The organism is Mesorhizobium sp. WSM1343, assembly GCF_055901535.1.
In genome coordinates, this window is sequence record NZ_CM148370.1 from 5,198,343 (window position 1) to 5,216,209 (window position 17,867).

Below are 17,867 nucleotides of genomic sequence, written 5' to 3' on the forward strand. Positions count from 1 at the left end.
GGCATCGGTAGAAAGGGGGCGTCGCTCGCGTTCATTCCTTTTTCGCGGGGCGACGAAGCCGCAGGATGAGCACGGCGGCGAGCGCTGCGGCAAGCCCGTACCAGGTGACGGCATATTGCAGATGGCTGTTCGGCAGGTCGATGATGGTGACGCCGCCAACCGGCAATCCGCCTGGATTTGGAGTCTTGTCTGCGTCGATGAAGATCGGCACCAGCGTGAACCCAGCCGGCAGGCCCGCGCTCGCCGCCATGACGTCGCGGTCCTTCCAGTAGAAGATGTTCTTCGCCACATCGTTGTCGGGCAGCATCATCGACGGCTTTGCTGGCAGGGGGTTGCGGGCGAGCCCCGTGACCGTCACTCTGCCAGTCACCTGTCCCTTGGCGCGCTTGGCGGCATCCTTCAGATCGTAAGGCACGAAGCCGCGATTGATCAGGACGAAGCGGCCGTCGTCGAGCGCCAGCGGCGTGTAGACATTGAAGCCGGCATCGCCTTCCCAGGTCGCGTAAAAATGCCGTTCGCCTTGATGCAGGAACGTCCCGGTGACGGCGACGGGCGTATAATCGACGTCCCCGGTGGCTGCGAATTCTTTCTCGACCTCGGCCAGCGGCCGCGGCGCTGAATGAGTGCGCCGGTCGATGGTCTGCAGAAGGCCTTCCTTCCAATAAAGGCGCTGCACCTGCCAGGTGCCGAGCACCAGCAGGATCAGGAACAGCACAAGGCCAAGGCCGAGCAGCAATGCCGTCCTAGGCCGCGATCGGCCATCGGCTTTAACGGTTGCCTCGCTCATTCGCCGCGATCCAACCGGCCTTCGGCCGCCTTGTTGCGGTATTGCAGCGTCAGCAGCACGCCTTTGATCAGCCGCAGCGCCGCCAGGCACAGCACGACAGCCAGCGGAATCCAGACCAGCAGATGCAACCAGAGCGGCGGGCTAAGCGTGACTTCAACCCAGAGCGCCAGGCCGACGATAAGGAAGCCTATGATCAGGATGACGAACACCGCCGGCCCGTCGCCGGCATCGGCGTAGGAATAATCGAGGCCGCAATTGACGCAGCGCTTGCCGACAGTGAGGAAGCCGGAGAACAACCGCCCCTCGCCGCAGCGCGGGCAGCGGCCATGCAGGCCGGCCGAGATCGGATCGATCGGCGGCCAGATCGCTCTGTCTTCACTCATAGGAGCGTCGTCGCTCATTGCTTACCGCTCGATTTCGATCGGTGTGCCATCGGCCACCAGCGCCCAGATTTCGTCCATGTCGGAGTCCGTAACCGCAATGCAGCCGTCGGTCCAGTCGACCAATTGAAGCAGCCAGCCCCACCAGCCATAACCATTCGGCTGGCCGTGGATCATGATCATGCCGCCCGCGCCGACATTGCGCGCCTTGGCGGCGGCCTCATCATCGGCATTGGGGTACGAAATATGGATCGATTTGTGCGCGATGCTGTTCGGGTTGCGCCAGTCGAGGACATAGTTCCCCTCGGGCGTGCGCTGATCGCCCTCCTGGTGCTTGTGCCCGACGGGATCGCCGCCGAGCGCGATGCCGTAGTTTCGCAGGACCTTGCCGTCGCCGATCAGTTCCAGCCGGCGTTCGGCCTTGTGAACACGCACCAGGCCCACCTTCTCGCCGGCAAAGGCCGGGAGTGCCCCGATCATCAATGCGCAAATAGCCCGGAAGATTGTCAGTCGCATTGGCTATCGATCAGCGATCATTGCGCCAAAAAGAAGAAGGCGGCCACGTTGCCGCGGCCGCCTCCAGAAATGAAAATCCCTCAGGCCTGGATCAGTGGCCCTCGATCACCGCGCCGACCGATCCCCAGACGTAGATCGAGGCGAACAGGAACAGCCAGACCACGTCGACGAAGTGCCAGTACCAGGCGGCCGCCTCGAAGCCGAAATGCTGCTTGGGGGTGAAATCACCCTTCATCGCCCGGATCAGGCAGACCAACAGGAAGATGGTGCCGATGATGACGTGGAACCCGTGGAAGCCGGTCGCCATGAAGAAGGTGGCGCCATAGATGGAATCCTTGAAAGCGAACGGAGCGTGCATGTACTCGTAGGCCTGCACCATGGTGAACAGCATGCCGAGGCCAACGGTCAGCACCAGGCCGTTGATCAGCCCCTTGCGGTCGCCGTGAAGAAGCGAATGGTGCGCCCAGGTCACCGTGGTGCCCGACAGCAGCAGGATGACGGTGTTGTAGAGCGGCAAATGGAAGGGATCGAGAACCTCCATGCCCTTCGGCGGCCAGACGCCACCAGTAAATGTGGCGCGCGCGTAGTTCTGTGCCTCACCGGCAAAAAGGCTGGCATCGAAATAGGCCCAGAACCAGGCAACGAAGAACATCACCTCCGAGGCGATGAACATGATCATGCCATAGCGCAGGTGCAGCGACACGACCCGCGTATGATGACCCTCATGCGCTTCCTTGATCGTGTCCGACCACCAGGCGAACATGGTGTAGAGGACGATCACGAGGCCGATGAAGAACAGCCACGGATTGGCGATGTTGAAGCCGAAGACCGGGAACGACCCGCCCTTCAGATATTCCATCAGGGCGACACCGCCAAAGGCCATGACGAGCGCCCCTACCGAGCCTAGGAAAGGCCATGGGCTCGGGTCGACGAGATGATAGTCATGCTGTGGTTTTGCGTGCGCGTCTGCCATATCAACCCCCGAGATTTGCTTCGGTATTCGAAATTGTCTTGCTGTTGCCATCGGCCGGCGCCGAGGAGGCGACCGGCTTGGTCTTCTCGACCGGGAACATCGTGTAGGACAGCGTGATCGTCTTCACGTCCTTGAGCTCCGGCACATTGACGATGTCGGGGTCCACATAGAACAGGACCGGCATGTCCAGCGTCTCGCCGGGCTTCAGCGTCGTGTCGGTGAAGCAGAAGCACTCGACCTTGTTGAAATAGGGTCCCGCCAGCTCAGGCTGCACGTTGAAGGTGGCGCGGCCGGTCACGGGACGATCGAACTTATTGGTAGCCTGATAGTGCGCCTGCACGGTCTCGCCGATCTTCATCGTCATCGAGCGCTGGACCGGCTGGAACTCCCACGGCACGCCGGCGACGTTGGCATCGAAGCGGACGGTGATCTCGCGGTCGAGCACGCGGCCGGCATACTGCTTCTCGGCACGTTGCGTCGTGCCGCCATAGCCGGTCGCCTGGCAAAACATCTTGTAGAGCGGCACCGCGGCATAGGCCATGCCGATCATGCCGGTGAAGAAGGCGAGGCAGACAGCCGCGACGATGACGTTGCTGTTCTTGCCCGCCGCTTTCCTGGACTTCTCGACGCTCATCACATCGTGCCCAGATTGTGGCCGAACTTCACGATCGTCGCGATGTAGAAAATGACCACCAGCAGCGCCAGCGCCACGCCGATGGCGATAGAACGGCTGCGCTGCGCCTTCTTCTGACGCTCGGTCAACGTGACGGTCTCGAGCTTTTCCTCGATCATGGTCATGCTCCACCCATGGCAAGCGCGCGTTCGACAACGCTGTCGGCCAGATAGGCAGCGAAGATGGCGAAGAGATAAAGCAGCGAATAGGCGAACAGGGCCTTGGCCGGTTTCATGACGCGGTCATCGTCGGCCATGCCAAGCACTTTCCACGCGTACCAGGCAAAACCGACCCCGAGCAGCAGGGCGGCCACGCCATAGAAGGGCGTGGTGTAGCCGAGCAGCCACGGCAGCACGCCTACCGGGGCCAGCACCAGGGCATAGGCGAAGATCTGGCGGCGGGTCGAAGCGTGGCCGGCGACGTTGGGCATCATCGGAATGCCGGCCTTGGCATAGTCCTCGGACTTGAACAGCGCCAGCGCCCAGAAATGCGGCGGCGTCCACAGGAAGATGATCAGGAACAAGACAACGCTTTCGAGGCTGACCGTCCCGGTCACCGCGGCCCAGCCGATCACGGGCGGAATGGCACCGGCGGCCCCGCCGATGACGATGTTCTGCGGCGTCCAGCGCTTCAGCCACATCGTGTAGACGACGGCGTAGAAGAAGATGGTGAAGGCCAGCAGCGTCGCCGCCAGCCAGTTGACCAGCACGCCGAGCGTCATCACCGACAGCACCGACAGCACCAGCCCGAAGGTCAGCGCTTCGTGCGGCTGGATGCGACCGGCCGGGACCGGGCGGCTGGCGGTCCTGGTCATCACGGCATCGATGTCGGCATCGTACCACATGTTGAGCGCGCCGGAGGCGCCAGCACCTATCGCAATAGCCAGGATGGCGATCACCGCCAGCAGAGGGTTGATGGTCACGGGGGCGGCGACCAGGCCGACAAAGGCGGTGAACACCACCAGCGACATGACGCGCGGCTTCAGCAGCGCGAAGAAATCGCCCGCCGTCGCTTCCGACATGCGAAAGCCCGCTTCGTCAATCAATGGGTCGTCGACAAGGGCCATGCGTACTTAAGTCCATCATCCGTTGGCCAAAACCGCCGGCGGACCGGCGGTTTCGTATTCGAGCGGGCAGCCGCCTTACTTGATCTTCGGCAGCTGTTCCCACTGGTGGAAGGGCGGCGGCGAAGGCAGCTGCCATTCGAGCGTCGTTGCGCCCTCGCCCCATGGGTTGGCGCCGGCGATCCGCTTCTTCTGGAAGGCCTCGAACACGCCATAGAGGAAGATCAGGACGCCGACGGCCGAGATGTAGGAGCCGATGGACGACACATAGTTCCAGCCGGCAAACGCATCGGGGTAGTCGATGGTGCGGCGCGGCATGCCGGCGAGACCGAGGAAGTGCTGCGGGAAGAAGATCAGGTTCACGCCGACGAAGGTGACCCAGAAGTGGGTGTTGGCGATGACGGGCGAATACATGTAGCCGGTCATCTTCGGGAACCAGTAGTACCAGCCGGCGAAGATGGCGAACACCGCGCCCAGCGACAGCACGTAGTGGAAGTGGGCGATGACGAAATAGGTGTCATGCAGCGAGCGGTCGAGGCCGGCATTGGCCAGCTGGACGCCGGTGACGCCGCCGATGGTGAACAGGAAGATGAAGCCCAGCGCCCACAGCATCGGCGTCTTGAACGAGATCGACCCGCCCCACATCGTCGCGATCCAGGAGAAGATCTTCACGCCTGTCGGCACCGCGATGACCATGGTGGCGAAGACGAAGTAGCGCTGCGTGTCGAGCGACAGGCCGGTCGTGTACATGTGGTGCGCCCAGACGATGAAGCCGACGGCGCCGATCGCCACCATGGCGTAGGCCATGCCGAGGTAACCGAACACCGGCTTCCTCGAGAAGGTCGAGATGACGTGGCTGATGATGCCGAAGCCCGGCAGGATCAGGATGTACACTTCAGGGTGACCGAAGAACCAGAACAGGTGCTGGAACAGGATCGGGTCGCCGCCGCCATCGGGCGCAAAGAAGGTGGTGCCGAAATTGCGGTCGGTGAGCAGCATGGTGATGCCGCCGGCCAGAACCGGCAATGACAGCAGGAGCAGGAAGGCGGTGATCAGCACCGACCAGGCAAACAGCGGCATCTTGTGCAGCGTCATGCCAGGCGCGCGCATGTTGAAGATGGTGGTGATGAAGTTGATGGCGCCGAGGATCGACGAGGCACCGGCAATGTGGATCGACAGGATCGCCAGATCCATGGCCGGCCCGGGCTGGCCCGAAGTCGACAATGGCGGATAAAGCGTCCAGCCGCCACCGACGCCATAGGCACCCGGTGCGCTCGGCATGAACATCGAGGTGAGCAGCAGGATGAAGGCCGGCGGCAGCAGCCAGAAGGAGATGTTGTTCATGCGCGGGAACGCCATGTCGGGCGCGCCGATCATGATCGGGACCATCCAGTTGGCGAAACCGCCGATCAGCGCCGGCATGACCATGAAGAAGATCATGATCAGGGCGTGCGCGGTGGCGAAGGCATTGTACATGCTCTTGCCGCCGTCGATCGCGGCGTCACCGTTCATGCCGTAGACCATCTGCGCCAGACCGCTGAAGATCTGGATGCCAGGCTCCTGCAGCTCCATGCGGATGGCGACCGACAAGGCGCCGCCGATGATGCCGGCCATGATCGCGAAGATCAGGTAGAGCGTGCCGATGTCCTTGTGGTTGGTCGAATAAACCCAGCGCACCCAGCCGTGATAAGGCTTGTGGTCGTGCCCGTCGTGAGCTGCAGCGTCTGCCATGTTCCGCTCCGTTCCCTAAATCTTGCTAACCCGCGGCATCAGTTGCCGGCGGCCGCTACCTTGTTCTGGCCGTCGACCTCGGCCATCAGCGTCTTGTTGGCGCCGGGCAGATCGGTCTTGGCTGCCGCCAGCCAGGTCTTGAACTGCGCATCGGAGACGACGCGGATGGCGATCGGCATGAAGGCATGGTCCTTGCCGCAGAGCTGCGAGCACTGGCCGTAAAAAATACCTTCCTTCTCCGCCTTGAACCAGGTCTCGTTGGTGCGACCCGGAACGGCGTCGATCTTGATGCCGAACGACGGCATGGCGAAGGAGTGGATCACGTCGGTCGCGGTGACGAGCACGCGGGTCATGGTGTTGACCGGCACGACCAGCTCGTTGTCGACGGCCAGCAGGCGCGGGTAGACCTTGCGGTCCTCCTTGCCGGCAGCGGCGCGTTCGGCGTCCTGGAGGATCGCGGAGTTGAAAGAGAGCGTGTTGTCGGTCTGGTACTCGTAGTCCCAGTTCCACTGGTTGCCGGTCGCCTTGACGGTCAGCTTTGCTTCTTCCGGCGGCGTGTATTGCGCGGTCAGCAACTGGAACGAGGGGATAGCGATGAGGAGCAGGATGACGACAGGTCCGATCGTCCAGATCAACTCGATCCACGTGTTGTGGCTGGTCTTGGACGGAACCGGGTTGGCGCTCGCGCGGAATCTGATGATGCAATAGGCGAGAAGAATCAGCACCAGGATGGTGATCGGGACGATGAACCACATCGTGTAGTTCCCGAACCACTCGATCTGCCGCATCATGTCGGTCGCCGGCGCCTGGAAGGTTGTCTCCCAGTTCTTGGGCTGGTCGGCATGGGCGGATGCGCCGGCGAAAAACGTGATAGCGGCACAAGCACTTAGAAACTTGGCACTTGCTGGAACCTTGGCGTTTGCCAGGAAATTTCTCATCGCCCTCATCGTCTCCCAGTTCCTCGCTGTGGTACCCACGAGAATAACGAACAATGCCGGGACGGGAATCCCGACAGTTTCAAGCTGGTTCAAACCATACTCTTTTTCCCTCCGCAAGAAAGGAGCGGACGAAACCGTGCGGCATTTTTGCGCGCAAGCCCGGATGTGCCTTTGGAGGCAGCCGCGGCAGCCCCGAATCGCCTACATTGAACCCACAGCGGCATTCCCGCGGCGCGCACGTGCCGAACGTCGCAATTCGGGCGAAATTGGCAGGGAAAAGCGCCGTATTGGCTTTTTCGGGGCAGACCTGGTGCGGTCTCGTCCTTTACTTGGCTTTGGCGCGGCTTAAAGTGCCGTGATTCGCAATGGAGCCGTCATGAATTACTGGCTTTCGAGAAACTCTCGGTTTTCGAGAAACTGGGCGAAGGTCATCTTTTTCGCCGCCCTGTCTGGCATCGGCTTATCCGCGATCGTGTCCGGCACGGCGAACGCCGCGCAACCGAGCGGTACCGTTCGCTCGACGCATGGCGCATGGTCGATCATCTGCGACACGCCGGCCGGTGCCACCTCGGAACAATGCGTGATGATGCAGAACGTCGTCGCCGAGGACCGTCCGGAGATGGGACTGTCGGTCGTCGTGCTGCGCACCGCCGACAACAAGGCGGAGATCCTGCGCGTGCTGGCGCCGCTCGGCGTGCTTTTGCCCAACGGGCTTGGCCTCAATGTCGACGGCAAGGACATCGGTCGCGCCTATTTCGTGCGCTGTTTCCAGGACGGCTGCTATGCCGAGGTTATCCTCGAAAAGCCGCTTCTCGACACGCTGAAGACCGGCACGTCGGCCACCTTCATTGTCTTCCAGACCCCGGAAGAAGGCATCGGCATCCCGGTCGACCTCAAGGGTTTTGCCGACGGCTTCGCCGCCCTCCCCTGAAAGCCCGGCGACATCACCGGCTTCATCAACCAGAAGTGACGTCGACGGTCTGCTGGCAAACCGCTTTTGTCTTCACAATGCGGCTGAGCGATTGTCTCGGCGCACCTTCGCGCCTACATCGTGGCAAAGACCCATTCCTCCTGTGAACGGACGCGCCATGAACAGCCTGATCGGCCAATTCGACATTTCAGACGATCGCATCAAGCAGATCGTCGCCGAAACCATCAACGGCGCCGATGACGGCGAGCTGTTCCTCGAATACAGCGAGAGCGAAGCGCTGATGTTCGACAATGGCCGGCTGAAGACCGCCAACTTCAACACCGACCAAGGGTTTGGCCTGCGCGCGGTTGCCGGCGAAGCCAGCGGCTATGCCCATTCCAGCGATCTCTCCGAAGCTTCGCTGCTGCGCGCGGCCGATGCCGTTTCGACCGTCAAGGGCGGCTATTCCGGCACGCTTGCCGCCGCACCCGCCCGCACCAACCGCCATCTCTATGGCGAAGAGAATCCGATCCCCTCGCCCTCCTTCGAGGCCAAGGCAAAGCTCCTGCAGGAAATCGACGCCTGGCTGCGCGCCGAGGACCCGCGCGTGCGGCAGGTTTCGGCATCGCTCGCCGCATCCTGGCAGCATGTCGAGATCGTGCGCGCCGACGGCCAAATGGTGCGCGACATCCGCCCGCTTGTCCGCGTCAACGTCTCCGTCGTTGTCGGCAATGGCGACCGCCAGGAGAGCGGCTCCTACGGCATGGGCGGCCGCAAGGCGTTTGGCGAATTCCTGGTCGAGGACAGCTGGAAGCACGCCGCCAAGGAGGCGCTCAGGCAAGCTCTGGTCAATCTCGAGGCGATACCGGCGCCGGCCGGCACTTTCGACATCGTCTTGTCCAGCGGCTGGCCGGGCGTCATGCTGCACGAGGCCGTCGGCCATGGGCTGGAAGGCGATTTCAACCGCAAGAAGACCTCGGCCTTCGCCGGACTGCTCGGCCAGCAGGTCGCCGCCAAGGGGGTGACCGTCGTCGACGACGGCACGATGCCCGAGCGGCGCGGCTCGCTGACAGTCGACGACGAAGGCACGCCTTCAGCCCGCAATGTGCTGATCGAGGACGGCAAGCTGGTCGGCTACATGCAGGATCGCCAGAACGCCCGGCTGATGGGCATGAAGGCAACCGGCAACGGCCGCCGCGAAGGCTACGCACACCAGCCGATGCCGCGCATGACCAACACCTATATGACGGCGGGCGACATGGAGCCGGACGAAATCATCGCCTCGGTCAAGAACGGCATCTATGCCGTCTCCTTCGGTGGCGGCCAGGTCGACATCACCTCGGGCAAATTCGTGTTCGGCTGCACCGAGGCCTACATGATCGAGAACGGCAAGGTGACGCAGCCGATCAAGGGCGCGATGCTGATAGGCAACGGTCCGGACGCCATGCATCGCGTCTCGATGATCGGCAACGACATGAAGCTTGACACCGGCATCGGCATGTGCGGCAAGGCCGGACAGGGCGTGCCGGTCGGCGTCGGCCAGCCGCATCTGCGCATGAACCAGATGACGGTGGGCGGCACGCGGGTCTGAGCGAACGGCCCCGATGGCCGGGCCGTTATGCCTTGCCGATAGACCGGCGCGAAGTCGTGTAGAGAATCAGGAAGGCGATGACGCCACCGATCGCATATTTGACCCAAGCACTCAGGCAGTCGACGGTCCCGTCATGGCCGGAGACATACAGCGCAGCTGCGACAAACGTCATGGCCGCGATGCCAAGTGCATAGGACGGCAATAGCCCGGTTCGAGCGATCTTTCGCAAAATCCAGGCGACGAGCGCACCCGAGAGCGCCATCATGAGAGTTGCGCCGGCGCTTACGTTATGCGGCGCCTGACATCGCGCTGCGGACATTTGGCGGGCTCTCAACAGTAGAGGTCGCGGACAGCGCGGTGGTGTCGTCCGCACTCGACCTCGCGAAGAAGGGAATGGATTTCGCAGATGCTCTGCATCTGGGGAAATCAGCTCATTGCGCTGGCTTGCAACCTTTGATCGTAATTTCCCAAGGCTGCAAAGACGGCGGGATATGACAGCTTGCAGGAAGCATGACAAAGGTCCGTCGCTGGCGCCTGATGGTCGCGTCAGACCGAATGCGCCCGCTGATGCTTGCGTTTTCCAGTTTGAATTCCCGGCTGCACCTTGAAGTGAACACAATCGGCATTAGGAAATTGTTAGGTGTTTAACTGCCTGGGCTGCCGTTTCCGCACGAACGCAGTGCCGGCCCTCTGGTTGCGGTGGTGTTGGCAATGCGGCATTTCCCCGGCGTCCTGACCTCCTCTTTCCTGCTTGGCTTCGTTTCGTTGATTGGCGCGACATGGTTGCAAGCCAGTCCAGCGGCGGCACAGTCGACATCGTTCAAGTCGCGATCGACGCAATCTGCCGCAGTTGGTGGAAGCACCAGCGTCCCCTACGGTTGGGTCGATTTCTGCCATCGCCGGCCAAAGGAGTGCAAGGTGCCCGCTCTGCCGGCGGCGAATGTCAAGCTGACCGCGCAGAACCTACGCATCCTCAAGCGGATAAATCACAAGGCGAACAGCGCCATCAAACCCGTCAGCAATTTCGATCACTGGGGTACGATGGCGGATCACTGGGACTATCCGGTGGACGGCAAGGGCGACTGCAAGATCTACGCGCTCTACAAGCGCAAGCTTCTTCTGGCAGCGGGATTCCCCCGGCAGGCGTTGCTGATGACCGTGGTGCGCGACCTGGACAATGAAGGCCACACCATTCTGACGGTGAAAACCGACAAGGGCGATCTTGTCCTGGACAATCTGGTCAATGAGATCAGGCCCTGGAACGCGACGGGCTATTACTTCGTGAAACGCCAGTCGCAGCAGAACCCAAACACCTGGGTGTCGATCAACCAACGCGGCGGCACGTCGAAACGACTGTCGCCAAGTTCGTAGGGCCGAAGCCTCCAGGCTATCGCCGCTTCTTCGGCTTCTCCAGCAGTGCCACCGCTTCGACATGCGGCGACCACAGGAACTGGTCGATCGGCGTCACGCTCTTCAAGGCGTAGCCGCCGTCGATGAGGATGCGCAGGTCGCGAGCCAGCGTCACCGGATTGCAGGATACCGCAGCAACGTAGGGAACATCCGAGCGGGCGATCTGCTTCGACTGGTCCTCGGCGCCGGCGCGCGGCGGGTCGAACACCACACCGTCGAACGCATTCAACTCCTTGAACGTCAGCGGCCGGCGGAACAGGTCGCGGCGTTCGCCCGTCACCCGCTTCAAGCCGGTGGCGAAGCGCGATCCACGGTCGAGCGCTGAAAGCGCTGCCGCATCGCCTTCCACCGCATGGACTTCCGACTTCGCGGCCAGGCGCAGAGCAAAGCTACCGCAACCGGCGAAAAGATCCGCCACCTTCTTGGCACGCTTCAGATGTCCGCCGACGATGTCGGCCATCGCCTGTTCGGCGGCCTCGGTTGCCTGCAGGAACGCGCCCGGGGGCAAGGCGACAGCGACGCTGCCGAACATGACCACCGGCTTTTTCGGCTCGATGATGATTTCGTCATCGATGGACAGCCTGGCAAAGCCCTGCGCCATGACGAAGTTAGCCGCGATCCGGCGCTGGTGCTCCCCGAGCTTGCCGGATTCGTGAACCGCGACATCAAGCCCCGAACCGGTCACGGTGACCGCCAGCCGGAACGATTTGGTGGTTGCGCAGACCAATTCGGCGAGCGCCTTCAAGCGATCGAGGGCGGCAACGATCTCCGGCAGCGAGATCGGGCATTCCGATATGGCGACGATCTCCGGCGACAGATGGCGATGGAAGCCGAGCAGCATGCCTGTCTCGGTGCGCCGGGCGGCAAGCACGACACGGCGGCGCGTCTGCGGTGCGCAGGCGACCAGGTCACCGATCTCGCAATCGATGCCCTTGCCCTTCAGGATGTGCGCCACTTTTTCGCGCTTCCACCGGCGATAGGCTTCGGCTTCGAAATGCTGGAGCGCGCAACCGCCGCATTCGGTGAAGTGGCGGCAGGCGGGATCGATGCGCAGCGGCGATGCTTCCAGCACCGCCATCAGCATGGCGCGATCCCGTTCGCGCGCGGCGGTGACCGTTTCACCGGGCAGTGTGAAGGGAATGAACAGATCGCCTGTCTCGGTCTCGGCGACACCGTCGCCCTGAGCGCCAAGTTTCCTGATGCTGAAGCGCGCGCTCATCGGTCCTTGATCCCACCGAGCAGGAATTCGCGATTGCCGTCGCCGCCATCGATCGGCGACAGATGCAGCCCCAGCGAGCGCCAGCCGGGAACGGAGTCCAGCCAATCCTGCAGCAGGCCGGCGACACGGGCGGCATCGAAGGGATCCTTCAACAGACCACCCTTGCCGATCGCTTCCCTGCCGGCCTCGAATTGCGGCTTGACCAGAAACATGGCCTTTGCGCCAGCCTTGGCCAGACCAAGGGCCGGCGGCAGCGCCAGTTTCAGCGAGATGAAGCTGACGTCGGAGACGATGAAATCCGGAATACGCCCGCCGAGATCGGTGACGGCGAGGTCGCGGGCGTTCAGCCCTTCGATCACCGTCACACGCGGGTCGCCGCCGATATCAGGATGCATCTGGCCACGACCGACATCCACGGCGGTGACATGGGCCACGCCGCGCTCGAGCAACACCTGGGTGAAGCCGCCGGTCGAGGCGCCGATGTCGAGCGCTTCACGGCCGGCAGGATCGAGGCCGAAATGATCGAGCCCGCCGATCAGCTTGAGTGCCGCGCGCGACACATAGCCTTGCGCCGGATCATCGATGGTAACGTGACATTGCGGCAAAACGCTCTGGCCGGGCTTGCGCGCAATGACGCCGTCGACGGTCACAGTGCCGCGCTCGACCGCGTCGCGGGCACGCGAGCGGCTGGCAAACAGCCCGCGCTGGACGAGCAGGTCGTCGAGCCGCTGGCGTGCGCTGGCTGGCAGAGGCGAATTCATCGGCCTTCATGGCCAAAGCCGACGACGATGGCAAGAGCGCCAGCTGGAAGCATTTCGTCTCCCGTTCCCATCATCATGCTCAGCATCTTGCACGGCGACGATGGTGAGGCGTCCCGTCCCGCCGACCATCCTTATGAATACCCATGCGTTACGCCCGTTGAGACGGATGACCGCCGAAGCATGAGGTCTCACCGCCTGCGGGTAAATACCAACAATCTAGAAAGCCTCATGATTTCTTAACCAATTTTCATCGCATTTGCTTGAGGACTTCAATGTTATGACCGCGACGACGGGAAAACCCGGATGGAGAGGCGGCAACTTTGGAAATGGCCAGCGACATCGTCTACAAGGTTCTTGACCGGATTTCCGGCGCCGGCCTGCTGGCGACCGGACTTCTGTTGCTGACTGCTTTGGCCAGTGCCCTGGTCGCCTATTGGCGCACGGTCGAGAAAAAGAGCTGGAAAGAGTTCTTCGAGTTCGCGGTCCCGCATGAGGTCATCACGCATCCTTCGGCGAAAGCCGACCTTTTGTTCTGGGTGACGCGGAAGGCGCTGATGCCATTCCTCATGCTGCCCGCCGGCGTCGTCTTCGTCAGCGCCGTCGGCTATGCGACGAACTGGTTGCTCTCCACGCTGCTGGCAATCCAGCCGCCTCTGATCGAGGGGCCGGCGGGGCCTGTGACGGTGACGATCTTCACCCTCACCATGCTGCTTGCCTACGACATTTCGTACTATCTCTATCATGTCGCCCAGCACCGCTACCCGGTGCTCTGGGAACTGCACAAGGTGCACCATTCGGCCGAGGTGATGGTCGGCATCACCAAAGATCGCGTCCACCCGCTCGACGAATTGATGAACCGGGCCTGGGACGGCGTCATTCCCGGCATCTGCTTCGGCATCTGGTCGCTGGTGTCGCTGAACCTGGTTGAACTGACGGTCTTCGGCGTCAACGTCTACATCATACGCAACATCCTGATGATGGATTTCGTCAGGCACACGCATTTCAAGATCTCGTTTGGGCCGTTGAACAATCTGATCCTGTGCCCACACTGGCATCAGTTGCACCACAGCACCGACCCGCGCCATTACGACAAGAACTTCGGGCTGCTCTTCTCGTTCTGGGATCGGCTCTTCGGAACTCTGTGCGTTCCGAGACCCGACGAGGACTTCAAGTTCGGTTTGATCGAACGCAACGTGCGCGACTACCAGTCGCTCGCAGGCCTCTATGTCATGCCGCTGCAGCGGATGTGGCGGCAGATCGCCAGACATTTCCGCGCCGACAAGCCCGAGCCACAGCAATCGCCGCAGGGGGGCAAGCCATGAACGGACCGGCCGTGTTCCGGATGCAGCAAGCGCACCGGATCGAAATTGCAACCTCGCCAGAGCGACTGGCAGAAATCGCGCCCGCCTGGGCAGCGCTCTGGCAACGCGCCGGCGGCCTCGTTTTCCAGCATCCCGACTGGATCTCGGCCTGGTGGCACACCACACCGCATCAGGACCGCCGCGGCCTCAGGATCGGCCTGGTCTGGAGCGGCGAGCGCCTCGAGGCGGTCATTGCGCTCGCGACCTTCTGGCGCTCGGGCATCCGTATGCTGGAATGGGCGGCGAAGGATCACTGCGACTATGGAGATGTCCTGCTTGCTCCCGATGCAGAGCCACAGATCCTGCCGCAACTCTGGCAACATATCCTCGACGATGGCGGCTTCGATCTTGCGTATCTCAATCGGCTGTTGCCCGATGCTCGATTCCGGACCCTGCTTGGTCCCGCCGCCCCAGGCCAGGGCAGCATTTTGCAGCCGAGCCACCGCAGCGAGGTCAGCTACCGAGTTTCCAGCGCCGGACAACGCGGCGCACAATGGTTTGAAAGCCAGTCGAAGAAAACCCGGCAAAACTATCGCCGTGGTTACAAATTCATGGAGGAAGGCGGCGCGCTGCGTTTCCGCCTGATGGATGCGCACGAAGCCCGCGAGCCGGTGCTGGAACGCGTCGCCGCGCTGAAGCGGCTATGGCTCGCAAAACACGGCCGCGTTTCGGACCTGTTCGACGAAGGTTCCCCCGCGCTGCCGGCACTGATCTCGGTTCTGGCCGGGCTTGGGTTGCTGCGCATTTTCGTGCTCGAACGCGAAGACGAGATCATCGCCATATCGATCAATTTCGAGCAGCATGGAACGATGATGGCTTTCGTCACCACCTATGATCCGGCCTTCGAACGGGCCTCGCCGGGCATGGTCTTGATGATGGATTACATCCAGTGGTCGTTCGACAGGGGCTTGACCACGATCGATTTTCTCTGCGGCGGCGAGGATTTCAAGCGCCGCTTTGCGACGCATTCGGTGATCTTGTCGTCAGTGGTGGGTGGACGAAACCTGCGCGGACGCCTTGCCGCCCTGGCAGACCGCGCCCGCCACGCGGCGCAATCCTGGCGCCCCGAGAAACCGGCGCAACAAGCGGAGCTGGTGGCGGCGGAGTAGCAGTGCCGACGCCTTTAGATCACCCGCACAGCGGCAAAGCACGATGAAACGATCGGGCAATCCCGATCAGGGCTTGCTGGTCTCTAGCTCAGAATACGCTTCGCGAAACCGGGCGCTCGACGGCCGGAGACAACCCATCCGCACGCCCTCCCGATGCTTGCTCGCGTGAAGGCTCGATGGCAAGCGCAGGTGCGGGAACGGGGGCCGGCAGAACCACCAGTTGCGGCACCTGCTTGAAGGAAAAGCCGCCGCGGATGTCGCCCATCTTGCCGGCGACGATGCCCATGGCCGCCTTTTCGAGGCTGCGATCATAGCGCGTTTCGGCTGTGGCCGGCGCGACGATGACGGCGCAAAGCGCTGCGCCGCACAGAAGCGTTTTCATTGTTGCTGTCTCCCTGCCTGATCACGATCTAGCAGGGCGCCGTTGAAAAACGGCCAAGAGACACGGTAAGCAAAGCGCCAAACGGCAGCGTAAACAACGCGTTAAGAACGTTGGCCGGCAAACTGATTCAAGTCACTGAGACTTTGATTCAGGCGCGCTGGGCGCGAACCGTATGCCCGAGCGCGACGAACACGGTGCGCACGATGCCGGCAGCATCGAGCCCGGCATCGGCATACATCTTTTCCGGCTTCGCGTGGTCGGTAAACACGTCGGGCAGCACCAGCGGGCGCACCTTCAGGCCGCTTTCCAGCAGGCCTTCATGGGCGAGGAACTGCAGCACATGGCTGGCGAAGCCGCCGACGGCGCCCTCCTCCACCGTCACCAGAACCTCATGCGAGCGGGCCAGCCGCCGGATCAGATCCTCGTCGAGCGGCTTGGCGAAACGGGCGTCGGCGACCGTGGTGGAAAGCCCGGCAGCCCCTAGCTCCTCGGCGGCGATCAGGCAATCCTGCAGCCGTGTGCCGAAGGACAGCAATGCTACCTTGGTGCCCTCCCTGACGATGCGGCCCTTGCCGATTTCGAGCACGGAGCCACGCTCCGGCATGTCGACGCCAACGCCATTGCCGCGCGGATAGCGAAAGGCGATCGGGCCGTCATCATAGCTTGCCGCGGTGCGTACCATGTGGCGCAGCTCCGCCTCGTCGGCCGCCGCCATCACCACGAAGCCCGGCAGTGTCGCCAGGAAGGTGGTGTCGAAGGCGCCGCAATGGGTGGCGCCATCGGCGCCGACGAAGCCGGCGCGGTCGATGGGAAAGCGCACCGGTAATTTCTGGATGGCGACGTCGTGGACGACCTGGTCGTAGGCGCGCTGCAGGAAGGTGGAATAGATGGCCGCGAACGGCTTGTAGCCTTCGGTGGCGAGGCCGGCGGCGAAGGTCACCGCGTGCTGTTCGGCGATGCCGACATCGAAGGTCCTCGACGGGAACGCTTCGCCGAACAGGTCGAGGCCGGTACCGCTCGGCATGGCTGCGGTGACGGCGACGATGCGGTCGTCCTCGCGGCCCTCCTGGACCAGGCTTTCGGCGAACACCTTGGTGTAGGCCGGTGCGTTGGCCGGCGCCTTGGCCTGCGCGCCGGTGATGACGTCGAACTTGTTGACGCCGTGATATTTGTCGGCGGCGGCTTCCGCCGGCGCATAGCCCTTGCCCTTCTGGGTGACGACATGGATGAGCACCGGGCCTTCGCCATTGTCTCGGACATTTTTCAGGACCGGGATCAGATGCTCCAGATTGTGGCCGTCGATCGGGCCGATGTGATAGAAGCCGAGTTCCTCGAACAGCGTGCCGCCGGTGACGTAGCCGCGTGCATGCTCGACCGCCCTTGTGATCGCACGATCCGCACGCTTGCCGAGATAAGACGTCAGTTTTTTGCCGAAATCGCGCAGGCCGATATAGGCCTTGCCGGAGGCCAGCCGCGCCAGATAGGCGCTCATGGCGCCGGTTGGCGGCGCGATCGACATGTCGTTGTCGTTGAGAATGACGATCAGCCGTGCATCGAGCGCGCCGGCATTGTTCATCGCCTCGTAGGCCATGCCGGCAGACATGGCGCCGTCGCCGATGACGGCGATGACATTGTTGCGGCCGCCGGAGAGATCGCGGGCCGCGGCCATGCCGAGGCCGGCCGATATCGATGTCGAGGAGTGGGCAGCGCCGAAGGGATCGTACTCGCTCTCGGCGCGGCGGGTGAAGCCGGATAGGCCGCCTTCCTGGCGCAGCGTGCGGATACGGTCGCGGCGGCCGGTCAGGATCTTGTGCGGATAGGCCTGGTGGCCGACATCCCAGATCAGCCGATCATCGGGGGTGTTGAAGACATAGTGCAGCGCCACTGTCAGCTCGACCACGCCAAGGCCGGCGCCCAGATGACCACCCGTGCGGGATACCGCGTCGACCAGCTCGGCGCGAAGCTCGGACGCCAGTTGCGGCAGCTCACTCTCGGCAAGCATGCGCAGGTCGGCCGGGATGCGGGCCTTGTCGAGAAGCGGCGTATGCGGCGTTGCGTTCACG

The 17,867-nt window shown here is 62.8% G+C and carries 19 protein-coding genes; 5 read left to right on the plus strand and 14 right to left on the minus strand.

The window, feature by feature from the left end:
• Window positions 1–31: 31 nt before the first annotated feature.
• The 9 genes from AC0NIL_RS25470 to coxB form a co-directional block, all read right to left on the minus strand.
• Window positions 32–787, minus strand: a complete 756-nt coding sequence (locus AC0NIL_RS25470; RefSeq protein ID WP_275953735.1) for an SURF1 family protein — start codon at window positions 785–787, stop codon at window positions 32–34.
• On the minus strand, window positions 784–1,170 hold the full coding sequence (locus AC0NIL_RS25475; protein ID WP_024503617.1) for a DUF983 domain-containing protein: 387 nt from the start codon (window positions 1,168–1,170) through the stop codon (window positions 784–786). The genes AC0NIL_RS25470 and AC0NIL_RS25475 overlap by 4 nt, the downstream gene beginning before the upstream one ends.
• A gap of 21 nt (window positions 1,171–1,191) precedes the next feature.
• The gene (locus AC0NIL_RS25480) at window positions 1,192–1,683 is read right to left on the minus strand and encodes a L,D-transpeptidase family protein (protein ID WP_013532774.1); all 492 of its coding nucleotides are present in this window, start codon (window positions 1,681–1,683) and stop codon (window positions 1,192–1,194) included.
• Window positions 1,684–1,774: 91 nt separating this feature from the next.
• A complete protein-coding gene (locus tag AC0NIL_RS25485; RefSeq protein WP_013532775.1) occupies window positions 1,775–2,656 on the minus strand; it encodes a cytochrome c oxidase subunit 3 in 882 nt (293 codons plus the stop codon).
• A gap of 1 nt (window position 2,657) precedes the next feature.
• Window positions 2,658–3,290: a cytochrome c oxidase assembly protein gene (locus AC0NIL_RS25490; protein WP_224674071.1), complete on the minus strand. Its 633-nt coding sequence runs from the start codon at window positions 3,288–3,290 to the stop codon at window positions 2,658–2,660.
• On the minus strand, window positions 3,290–3,448 hold the full coding sequence (locus AC0NIL_RS25495; RefSeq protein ID WP_013532777.1) for a hypothetical protein: 159 nt from the start codon (window positions 3,446–3,448) through the stop codon (window positions 3,290–3,292). The genes AC0NIL_RS25490 and AC0NIL_RS25495 overlap by 1 nt, the downstream gene beginning before the upstream one ends.
• Window positions 3,449–3,450: 2 nt before the next feature.
• The gene (locus tag AC0NIL_RS25500) at window positions 3,451–4,395 is read right to left on the minus strand and encodes a heme o synthase (RefSeq protein WP_127365999.1); all 945 of its coding nucleotides are present in this window, start codon (window positions 4,393–4,395) and stop codon (window positions 3,451–3,453) included.
• A 75-nt stretch (window positions 4,396–4,470) separates the two neighbouring features.
• The gene (ctaD, locus tag AC0NIL_RS25505) at window positions 4,471–6,123 is read right to left on the minus strand and encodes a cytochrome c oxidase subunit I (protein ID WP_013532779.1); all 1,653 of its coding nucleotides are present in this window, start codon (window positions 6,121–6,123) and stop codon (window positions 4,471–4,473) included.
• A gap of 38 nt (window positions 6,124–6,161) precedes the next feature.
• Complete coding sequence (gene coxB, locus AC0NIL_RS25510) at window positions 6,162–7,061, minus strand: cytochrome c oxidase subunit II (RefSeq protein WP_013532780.1); 900 nt, start codon at window positions 7,059–7,061, stop codon at window positions 6,162–6,164.
• 376 nt (window positions 7,062–7,437) lie between these two features.
• Between coxB and AC0NIL_RS25515 the strand changes: the two genes are divergently transcribed.
• Entirely contained in the window at window positions 7,438–7,992 is a 555-nt protein-coding gene (locus tag AC0NIL_RS25515) for an invasion associated locus B family protein (RefSeq protein ID WP_013532781.1), read from the plus strand.
• Between the two features lie 157 nt (window positions 7,993–8,149).
• Window positions 8,150–9,562, plus strand: a complete 1,413-nt coding sequence (tldD, locus tag AC0NIL_RS25520; RefSeq protein WP_024503610.1) for a metalloprotease TldD — start codon at window positions 8,150–8,152, stop codon at window positions 9,560–9,562.
• Between the two features lie 25 nt (window positions 9,563–9,587).
• Here the strand turns inward: tldD and AC0NIL_RS25525 are convergent, their stop codons facing one another.
• Complete coding sequence (locus AC0NIL_RS25525) at window positions 9,588–9,827, minus strand: hypothetical protein (RefSeq protein WP_275953737.1); 240 nt, start codon at window positions 9,825–9,827, stop codon at window positions 9,588–9,590.
• Between the two features lie 446 nt (window positions 9,828–10,273).
• Between AC0NIL_RS25525 and AC0NIL_RS25530 the strand changes: the two genes are divergently transcribed.
• On the plus strand, window positions 10,274–10,933 hold the full coding sequence (locus AC0NIL_RS25530) for a transglutaminase-like cysteine peptidase (protein WP_275953738.1): 660 nt from the start codon (window positions 10,274–10,276) through the stop codon (window positions 10,931–10,933).
• Window positions 10,934–10,949: 16 nt separating this feature from the next.
• On the opposite strand, the gene AC0NIL_RS25535 is transcribed toward AC0NIL_RS25530, so the two are convergent.
• Both AC0NIL_RS25535 and AC0NIL_RS25540 read right to left on the minus strand, forming a co-directional pair.
• Window positions 10,950–12,191, minus strand: a complete 1,242-nt coding sequence (locus AC0NIL_RS25535) for a class I SAM-dependent RNA methyltransferase (RefSeq protein WP_224674069.1) — start codon at window positions 12,189–12,191, stop codon at window positions 10,950–10,952.
• Complete coding sequence (locus AC0NIL_RS25540) at window positions 12,188–12,952, minus strand: TlyA family RNA methyltransferase (protein WP_275953739.1); 765 nt, start codon at window positions 12,950–12,952, stop codon at window positions 12,188–12,190. Before AC0NIL_RS25540 ends, AC0NIL_RS25535 begins: the two co-directional genes overlap by 4 nt.
• 326 nt (window positions 12,953–13,278) lie before the next feature.
• Between AC0NIL_RS25540 and AC0NIL_RS25545 the strand changes: the two genes are divergently transcribed.
• Complete coding sequence (locus AC0NIL_RS25545) at window positions 13,279–14,274, plus strand: sterol desaturase family protein (RefSeq protein ID WP_032809851.1); 996 nt, start codon at window positions 13,279–13,281, stop codon at window positions 14,272–14,274.
• On the plus strand, window positions 14,271–15,422 hold the full coding sequence (locus tag AC0NIL_RS25550; protein WP_013532787.1) for a GNAT family N-acetyltransferase: 1,152 nt from the start codon (window positions 14,271–14,273) through the stop codon (window positions 15,420–15,422). Before AC0NIL_RS25545 ends, AC0NIL_RS25550 begins: the two co-directional genes overlap by 4 nt.
• Window positions 15,423–15,510: 88 nt before the next feature.
• On the opposite strand, the gene AC0NIL_RS25555 is transcribed toward AC0NIL_RS25550, so the two are convergent.
• The gene (locus AC0NIL_RS25555; RefSeq protein WP_473572709.1) at window positions 15,511–15,804 is read right to left on the minus strand and encodes a hypothetical protein; all 294 of its coding nucleotides are present in this window, start codon (window positions 15,802–15,804) and stop codon (window positions 15,511–15,513) included.
• A gap of 148 nt (window positions 15,805–15,952) precedes the next feature.
• Window positions 15,953–17,806, minus strand: coding sequence for a 1-deoxy-D-xylulose-5-phosphate synthase (dxs, locus tag AC0NIL_RS25560; protein WP_245265335.1), 1,854 nt, complete (start codon window positions 17,804–17,806; stop codon window positions 15,953–15,955).
• Between the last annotated feature and the right edge of the window lie 61 nt (window positions 17,807–17,867).

Excerpts from the sequence above, each read along its gene's own strand:
- AC0NIL_RS25470 (WP_275953735.1), bottom strand. The coding sequence starts at position 787 with ATGAGCGAGGCAACCGTTAAAGCCGATGGCCGATCGCGGCCTAGGACG.
- AC0NIL_RS25475 (WP_024503617.1), bottom strand. The coding sequence starts at position 1,170 with ATGAGTGAAGACAGAGCGATCTGGCCGCCGATCGATCCGATCTCGGCC.
- AC0NIL_RS25480 (WP_013532774.1), bottom strand. The coding sequence starts at position 1,683 with ATGCGACTGACAATCTTCCGGGCTATTTGCGCATTGATGATCGGGGCA.
- AC0NIL_RS25485 (WP_013532775.1), bottom strand. The coding sequence starts at position 2,656 with ATGGCAGACGCGCACGCAAAACCACAGCATGACTATCATCTCGTCGAC.
- AC0NIL_RS25490 (WP_224674071.1), bottom strand. The coding sequence starts at position 3,290 with ATGAGCGTCGAGAAGTCCAGGAAAGCGGCGGGCAAGAACAGCAACGTC.
- AC0NIL_RS25495 (WP_013532777.1), bottom strand. The coding sequence starts at position 3,448 with ATGATCGAGGAAAAGCTCGAGACCGTCACGTTGACCGAGCGTCAGAAG.
- AC0NIL_RS25500 (WP_127365999.1), bottom strand. The coding sequence starts at position 4,395 with ATGGCCCTTGTCGACGACCCATTGATTGACGAAGCGGGCTTTCGCATG.
- ctaD (WP_013532779.1), bottom strand. The coding sequence starts at position 6,123 with ATGGCAGACGCTGCAGCTCACGACGGGCACGACCACAAGCCTTATCAC.
- coxB (WP_013532780.1), bottom strand. The coding sequence starts at position 7,061 with ATGAGAAATTTCCTGGCAAACGCCAAGGTTCCAGCAAGTGCCAAGTTT.
- AC0NIL_RS25515 (WP_013532781.1), top strand. The coding sequence starts at position 7,438 with ATGAATTACTGGCTTTCGAGAAACTCTCGGTTTTCGAGAAACTGGGCG.
- tldD (WP_024503610.1), top strand. The coding sequence starts at position 8,150 with ATGAACAGCCTGATCGGCCAATTCGACATTTCAGACGATCGCATCAAG.
- AC0NIL_RS25525 (WP_275953737.1), bottom strand. The coding sequence starts at position 9,827 with ATGATGGCGCTCTCGGGTGCGCTCGTCGCCTGGATTTTGCGAAAGATC.
- AC0NIL_RS25530 (WP_275953738.1), top strand. The coding sequence starts at position 10,274 with ATGCGGCATTTCCCCGGCGTCCTGACCTCCTCTTTCCTGCTTGGCTTC.
- AC0NIL_RS25535 (WP_224674069.1), bottom strand. The coding sequence starts at position 12,191 with ATGAGCGCGCGCTTCAGCATCAGGAAACTTGGCGCTCAGGGCGACGGT.
- AC0NIL_RS25540 (WP_275953739.1), bottom strand. The coding sequence starts at position 12,952 with ATGAATTCGCCTCTGCCAGCCAGCGCACGCCAGCGGCTCGACGACCTG.
- AC0NIL_RS25545 (WP_032809851.1), top strand. The coding sequence starts at position 13,279 with ATGGCCAGCGACATCGTCTACAAGGTTCTTGACCGGATTTCCGGCGCC.
- AC0NIL_RS25550 (WP_013532787.1), top strand. The coding sequence starts at position 14,271 with ATGAACGGACCGGCCGTGTTCCGGATGCAGCAAGCGCACCGGATCGAA.
- AC0NIL_RS25555 (WP_473572709.1), bottom strand. The coding sequence starts at position 15,804 with ATGAAAACGCTTCTGTGCGGCGCAGCGCTTTGCGCCGTCATCGTCGCG.
- dxs (WP_245265335.1), bottom strand. The coding sequence starts at position 17,806 with ATGCTTGCCGAGAGTGAGCTGCCGCAACTGGCGTCCGAGCTTCGCGCC.